The organism is Hominisplanchenecus faecis, from assembly GCF_020687205.1.
In the GTDB taxonomy this organism is placed as follows: domain Bacteria; phylum Bacillota; class Clostridia; order Lachnospirales; family Lachnospiraceae; genus Hominisplanchenecus; species Hominisplanchenecus faecis.
This window is the reverse complement of record NZ_JAJEQE010000080.1, coordinates 1-6423: the sequence shown is the minus strand read 5'-3', so window position 1 is coordinate 6423 and position 6423 is coordinate 1. Positions and strand designations below refer to the sequence as shown.

Below are 6423 nucleotides of genomic sequence, written 5' to 3'. Positions count from 1 at the left end.
CAGAAACACCTATTAATTCAGCAAAATCTTTTGGTTTATAATTCGTGATATTTGACGTGTTCATAATAATACCTCCATAGGTATATTTAAACACATTTAACCATATTAAGCAATATATTTAGTTACTTATAAATTCCTCCTTTTATGATTCCCATTAGAAAAAGCCTGGTAATATGCAAGTCTGCGAAGCAGACATTTTCATTTTCGAATCTCTGCACAATTATTTCATTCTTCTTTTTTATTTACAAGGGATTTTCCTTGTAAATAGAAAAGAAGGGTGCACTGAATAAATCAGAACACCCTTGTTCCAGTCAAATTAGTTTGCATTTTCAGCATCCGCTCATGACGAAGTCACAAGTGCTCTGCTTTTTCATAAAAGCCTTTCTTTTATATGATAGCAGTGCCGCCTTTATTTGTCAACCGCACGGTTTTCATTTTTTATCATTCCAGCCCCAGCGGACTTCTCACATACTGGAATCCGGCTGACCATGCTTCTCCTGTCATAACTCCGTTCTGGCTTGAGGAGCAGTGTACGACCAGCAGGCTTCCGTTGTCATTGACTCCGACTACGATGCCGACGTGGTTGTCGTCTCCTGCACTTGCCGGATGATAAAAGACAAGATCACCAGGTTTGGCACTCTGGCTGTCCACCATCTCGCTTGCATTCCACTGTGTTGTGGTATGATTGCCGATACCGGCATCCTTGCCGCCAAGTCCATTATAGTAAGACCATGCAACAAATCCACTGCAGTCCAGACCATAGGAACGCACCGTTCCACTGCTCTTGCTGCCCTCTGCGGACACGGTCATCGGACTTCCCCAGCTGTCATCCCAGCCGATTGCATAGGACTTGCCGCCCCAGAAATAGCCGACTTTTCCGATCAGGCTGCACGCTGCTGCCACGATGGAAACACGTTCTTCACTGACATCGCTGCCTGCCTCGGAACGCACAAATCCTTTGGATGCCGTAACGATTGCACAGAGCTGTCTGCATTTTGTGGACGTGTATTTCTCCAGTATAGCTGTCTGCTCTTCATCTGCACCGTAAAGTGCTATGTAATCCTGAACCGACAGTGCACGGTATTCTTTTGCATCTGTTTCTGCCACTTTTTTTGTTTCTGTTGATTCTTCCGCATCGGCTGCCTTTTCTGTTTCTGTTGATTCTTCCGCATCGGTTGCCTTTTCTGTTTCTGTTGATTCTTCTGCTTCTGCCGCCTTTTCTGTTTCGGCTGATCTGCCTTCGGTTTCAGAGACTTCCTCTTTCTGGATTTTCTCCAGTTTGCGTAAAATTGCAGAATTGCTTCTGACATTCATCAGGAAAAAAATCTGCTCCAGATCATCCCTGCAGGACTTGTCCATCTTTATGCCGGCGTCCTGTCCGTACTTCATTACATAAACAGCCAGCACATCCTGCCAGTTTTCTGCCAGAAAATCTTCCGGTTTGTCCAGAAACTCTTTATAATCTGCTTCGATCTTGTCCATTGTCTTTTCGAACTCTTCATCAAACGAAATACCATACTCACTGGAAAGTTCACCTAAATAAACACTGTTTCCGGCAATGATATTGGAAGCATAATCGGCTGCCGCATCAGAATGATCCACCTGTTCGCTCTCATCATCCGGTTTCTGAATGTCACCTTTCTGACTGTTCTTGTCATCCGCATTGTCTTTTTTATTCTTATCGTCCTTGCTGTCACCGTCTGGCTTCTTGTCGCCGTCTTTTTTATCCGAACCATCGTCTTTTTTATCGCTGTCCGATGTCCCATCCTCTTTGGATGCATCCGTATCCCCTGTCTGAGATGCATTTGTTTCTGTTTCGGCTGCCGCCGTCTCAGTCTGCCGCGTTTCCAGTTCCGGCTTCGTCTCCGGCTGACTGGTCTCAGTCTCCGTTGCCGGTGTCTCGCTCTGGCTCGTCTCCGGCTGACTGGTTTCTGTCTGAGAGCCTTCCTTGTTACTCTCCGCCTCTTTCTGAAGCTCCGTCTGCAAACTCGATGCATAAGCCACCGGTGCTGTACTCATCAGCATACTCCCCACCAGCATCATGCAGCCTAATTTATATAAATATCTGTTTTTCATTCATCTTGCCTTTCTTCTATAACCTGAACACCTTTTACCCCTGACATTATAATTTTTAATTATAGAAGTTTTTGGATGAATTTTCAAGTAGTGACACAGAATTTTCACAGATGACCTTTCATTGCTCTCATATTTTTCTATTACACATTGATATTTTTTACTGCTTTTATCATAATTAATGCCTTCTTCTATGTGAACACTTTCCCTTATTTTTGCTGATACCAGACGATCGACCTCCTGCCAAAAAAGACCAGGCTTCCACCTCTTGGTTTCTGCCTGATCTTTCTGATATACTATGTATTGGATGCGATATGATTTTTCAACTCCCACTGACATAAGCATCCCCCTCACCCACTGCTTAGTGCTCTGCAGACTTGAAGCGGGGGGAATGCTTCTCTGCGTTCAATCTGTGATTAGTCGTTGTATCCGTTTGGATTCTGGCTCTGCCATCTCCAAGAATCTGCACACATATCTTCGATGCCGTATTCTGCTTCCCAGCCAAGCTCTTTCTTTGCTTTTTCCGGTGCACAGTAGCATTTTGCGATATCGCCAGGTCTTCTCGGTTTGATCTGGTATTTGATCGGATGTCCGCATGCTTTTTCAAATGCATGTACAACCTGCAGAACGCTGTAGCCGTTTCCGGTACCTAAGTTGTAGATGCTTACGCCTTCTTTGTCAGCCAGTTTCTGGATTGCTTTTACATGGCCGCGTGCCAGGTCTACCACGTGGATGTAGTCACGTACGCCTGTTCCGTCCGGTGTATCGTAGTCATCACCAAATACACCGAGGCATTCCAGTTTGCCGATCGCTACCTGTGCAACATACGGAAGCAGGTTGTTCGGGATACCTTTCGGATCTTCTCCGATCATGCCGCTCTTGTGTGCACCGATCGGGTTGAAGTAACGAAGCAGGATCACGTTCCATTCCGGATCTGCTTTCTGGATATCGGTCAGGATCTGTTCCAGCATCCATTTTGTCCAGCCGTATGGGTTGGTGCAGGTGCCCTTCGGGCATTCTTCTGTAATCGGGATCATCGCCGGATCACCGTATACGGTTGCGGATGAACTGAAGATGATGTTCTTTACGCCATGATTTCTCATGACATCGCACAGTGTCAGTGTACCTGCGATGTTGTTCTGGTAATATTCCAGAGGTTTTACGGTAGATTCTCCTACTGCTTTCAGTCCTGCGAAATGAATGACTGCCTGTACATCTTCTTTATCAAAGATAGCATCCATTGCTTCTTTGTCGCAGATGTCTGCTTCGTAGAATGTTACTTTTTTGCCTGTGATCTCTTCTACACGATCTACTGCTTTTTTATTTGCATTGTACAGATTGTCTACGATGACTACTTCATAGCCTTCGTTCAGCAGTTCCACACAGGTGTGGCTTCCAATATATCCAGCTCCGCCGGTTACCAAAATTCTCATAGTATTTACCTCCTGATCAATTTGATAAATAGTTTCTTTATATTTATATTTTCGTGATAACAAGGTTAAACGATGCCATACGAATTGTTCCGTACTTCGTACTCTCACAATTCTGTCATCACCGTTTTACAGTGTTTCGATAAATCTCATAAAGGCTTCTCTTCCTTCCGGTGTACATTTGTATACACCGGCATCTTCCAGAACGCCTACGAATACATGTCCAACTTCTTCTTTGAGGATATCCATCACATTATCTTTGTTCAGTTCCGGATGTTTCGGCAGGAAGGATTCTACCCAGTCTGCATGTTTTTCCAGAGCTTCGTTGGAACGGATGTCTTTCTTCTCGATGATATAATCTGCCAGATCCTGAAGCTCTGTTTTCAGTCGTGCCGGCAGGATTGCCAGACCCATAACTTCGATCAGACCGATGTTTTCTTTTTTGATGTTATGTTTCTCTGCATGCGGATGATATACGCCAAGCGGATACTCATCTGTCGTCAGGTTGTTTCTCAGAGCCAGATCCAGTTCAAACATATCGCCGACTTTTCTTGCGATCGGTGTGATCGTGTTATGTGGCTCTCCATCTGTCTCAGCAAAGATGTTTGCATCGGCGTCGGTATAGCCTCTCCATGCACCAAGTACATGGTCAGCCAGATCGATCAGACGTTTCTCGTCTTTGCAGCGAATACGCAGTACGGACAGCGGCCATTTTACGATGCCGGCTTCCACATCCTCGTATCCCGGGATCTCAACGTGTTTCTCGATCGGTGCTTTTGCCATTGCAAACTGGTAATTGCCGCCCTGATAGTGGTCATGGCTTAAGATAGAGCCGCCTACGATCGGCAGGTCTGCATTGGATCCGAGGAAGTAATGTGGGAACAGTTTGATAAAGTCAAACAGTTTCACGAACGTTGCTTTTTCGATCTTCATCGGGATATGCTCTCCGTTGAATACGATACAGTGCTCATTATAATATACATACGGTGAATACTGGAATCCCCACTGTGTTCCGTTCACTGTGATCGGGATGATCCTGTGGTTCTGTCTTGCCGGATGGTTGACACGTCCTGCATAACCTTCGTTCTGACGGCAGAGCAGACATTTTGGATAACCGCTCTGTTTTGCCAGTTTTGCTGCTGCGATCGCTTTCGGATCTTTTTCCGGTTTGGATAAGTTGATGGAAATATCAATGTCTCCGTACTGACTTGGCACTTTCCAGCGAATATCCTTTTTGATACGATAACGGCGGATGTAGTTGGTGTCCTGGCTTAATTTATAATAGTAGTCTGTTGCTTTTACCGGTGACTCTTTGTACAGCTCTTTGAACGTTCCGATCACCTGTGCCGGACGCGGAACCAGGCAGTTCATGATCTTTGTGTCAAACAGGTCACGGTAAACAACACTGTTCTCTTTTAATACGCCTTTTTCAACTGCATAGTCCAACAGCTCTTCCAGAACTTCTTCCAGATCCACATCTTTGAACTCTGTCTCCGGCTCGGTATATTCTTCCTCCCCAAACAGCTCCAGCAGCTGGTTGGTGGTATAAATACGTTCTTCTTCCGGTACCAGTCCGCTCTCTATGCCATACTGTACCAGACGTTTTACATTTTCATCAAATGTCATGACGTTTCCTCCTGCTTAAATTTCTTTTGCTCCGTCTCCGATTTCCACTACATAGAATTCAGCTTCATGTCCTGTCTTTTCTTTGTAAGCTTTGCCCAGTTTGTCGATGAAGTGATCTACTGCATCATTCTTTACGATACTTACGGTGCAGCCGCCGAATCCGCCGCCTGTGATACGGGAACCGATCACGCCTTCGGTCTCCCATGCCAGATCTACCAGTACGTCGATCTCTTCGCAGGATACTTCATAGTCATCTCTCAGAGATACATGTGAAGCATTCATCAGTTTACCGAATTTCTCTACGTCACCTGCATTCAGCGCTGCTACAGCCTGGATAGTTCTCTGGTTTTCGTATACGGCATGATGTGCTCTCTTCTGGCGAACCGGATCTTTGATGGCATCTTTATATTTTTCGAATTCTTCTTCGCTTAAATCGCCAAGTCCTTTGATATCTACAACTGTCTGCAGCTCTTTTAATGCTGTTTCGCATTCGTTTCTTCTGTCATTGTAAGCAGAATCTACCAGGCTGTGTTTTACTTTACTGTTTGTGATAACGATCTTTGCATTTTCCAGTTTTACACTTGCATATTCATAGCTAAGATCGCTGGTATCCAGGAAGATCGCATGGTCTTTTTTGCCCATTGCCACTGCGAACTGATCCATGATACCGCAGTTGCATCCGTTGAAGTTGTTCTCAGAATACTGTCCGATCAGTGCCAGATCGATCATGCTGATTCCTTCGAATCCAAACAGATCACGTACTGCAAGTCCTGTCAGTACTTCCAGAGATGCGGAAGAAGAAAGTCCGGAACCGTTCGGGATCGTGCCGTAGATCAGGATATCCATACCGGTCGGGATCTTGTATCCTCTGCCTTCCATTGCCCACATAACTCCCTTCGGATAGTTAGTCCATCCTGCTTTTTCAGAATATACCAGATCATCCAGGCTTGTCTCGATCACGCCCAGTTTGCTGAAGTTTTCAGAATAGAAACGGATCGTACGGTCTTCACGTTTGCGGACGATCATGTAAGTTCCGATGCTCAGTGCACATGGGAAAACGTGTCCTCCGTTGTAGTCTGTATGCTCTCCGATCAGGTTTACACGTCCCGGTGAAAAGAATGAACGGATTTCTCCACCTTCCCCATAGATGGATACAAATTTTTCAATCAGTTTTGCTTTCATGTCACTTCTCCTTTTTCTTATTAAATGATGTGGGTGTCAAAAGATGCCATACGAATTGTTCCGTACTTCGTACTTCCACAATTCTACCCAATATTCGCATATCGTGAAGCTT

5 protein-coding genes are annotated in these 6423 nt (G+C 45.1%); all 5 read right to left on the bottom strand.

Annotated features, from left to right (window positions below; all coding sequences use genetic code 11):
- Nucleotides 1–441: 441 nt before the first annotated feature.
- Complete coding sequence (locus LKD42_RS14565) at nt 442–2076, bottom strand: C40 family peptidase (RefSeq protein WP_248836112.1); 1635 nt, start codon at nt 2074–2076, stop codon at nt 442–444.
- Entirely contained in the window at nt 2077–2412 is a 336-nt protein-coding gene (locus tag LKD42_RS14560; protein WP_248836111.1) for a hypothetical protein, read from the bottom strand.
- Nucleotides 2413–2489: 77 nt separating this feature from the next.
- Nucleotides 2490–3506: a UDP-glucose 4-epimerase GalE gene (galE, locus tag LKD42_RS14555; RefSeq protein ID WP_022119961.1), complete on the bottom strand. Its 1017-nt coding sequence runs from the start codon at nt 3504–3506 to the stop codon at nt 2490–2492.
- Between the two features lie 126 nt (nt 3507–3632).
- Entirely contained in the window at nt 3633–5129 is a 1497-nt protein-coding gene (gene galT, locus LKD42_RS14550) for a UDP-glucose--hexose-1-phosphate uridylyltransferase (RefSeq protein ID WP_248836110.1), read from the bottom strand.
- A gap of 15 nt (nt 5130–5144) precedes the next feature.
- Nucleotides 5145–6311: a galactokinase gene (locus tag LKD42_RS14545; protein WP_147632031.1), complete on the bottom strand. Its 1167-nt coding sequence runs from the start codon at nt 6309–6311 to the stop codon at nt 5145–5147.
- Nucleotides 6312–6423 lie beyond the last annotated feature (112 nt).

Excerpts from the sequence above, each read along its gene's own strand:
- galE (WP_022119961.1), bottom strand. The coding sequence starts at position 3,506 with ATGAGAATTTTGGTAACCGGCGGAGCTGGATATATTGGAAGCCACACC.
- LKD42_RS14560 (WP_248836111.1), bottom strand. The coding sequence starts at position 2,412 with ATGTCAGTGGGAGTTGAAAAATCATATCGCATCCAATACATAGTATAT.
- LKD42_RS14545 (WP_147632031.1), bottom strand. The coding sequence starts at position 6,311 with ATGAAAGCAAAACTGATTGAAAAATTTGTATCCATCTATGGGGAAGGT.
- galT (WP_248836110.1), bottom strand. The coding sequence starts at position 5,129 with ATGACATTTGATGAAAATGTAAAACGTCTGGTACAGTATGGCATAGAG.
- LKD42_RS14565 (WP_248836112.1), bottom strand. The coding sequence starts at position 2,076 with ATGAAAAACAGATATTTATATAAATTAGGCTGCATGATGCTGGTGGGG.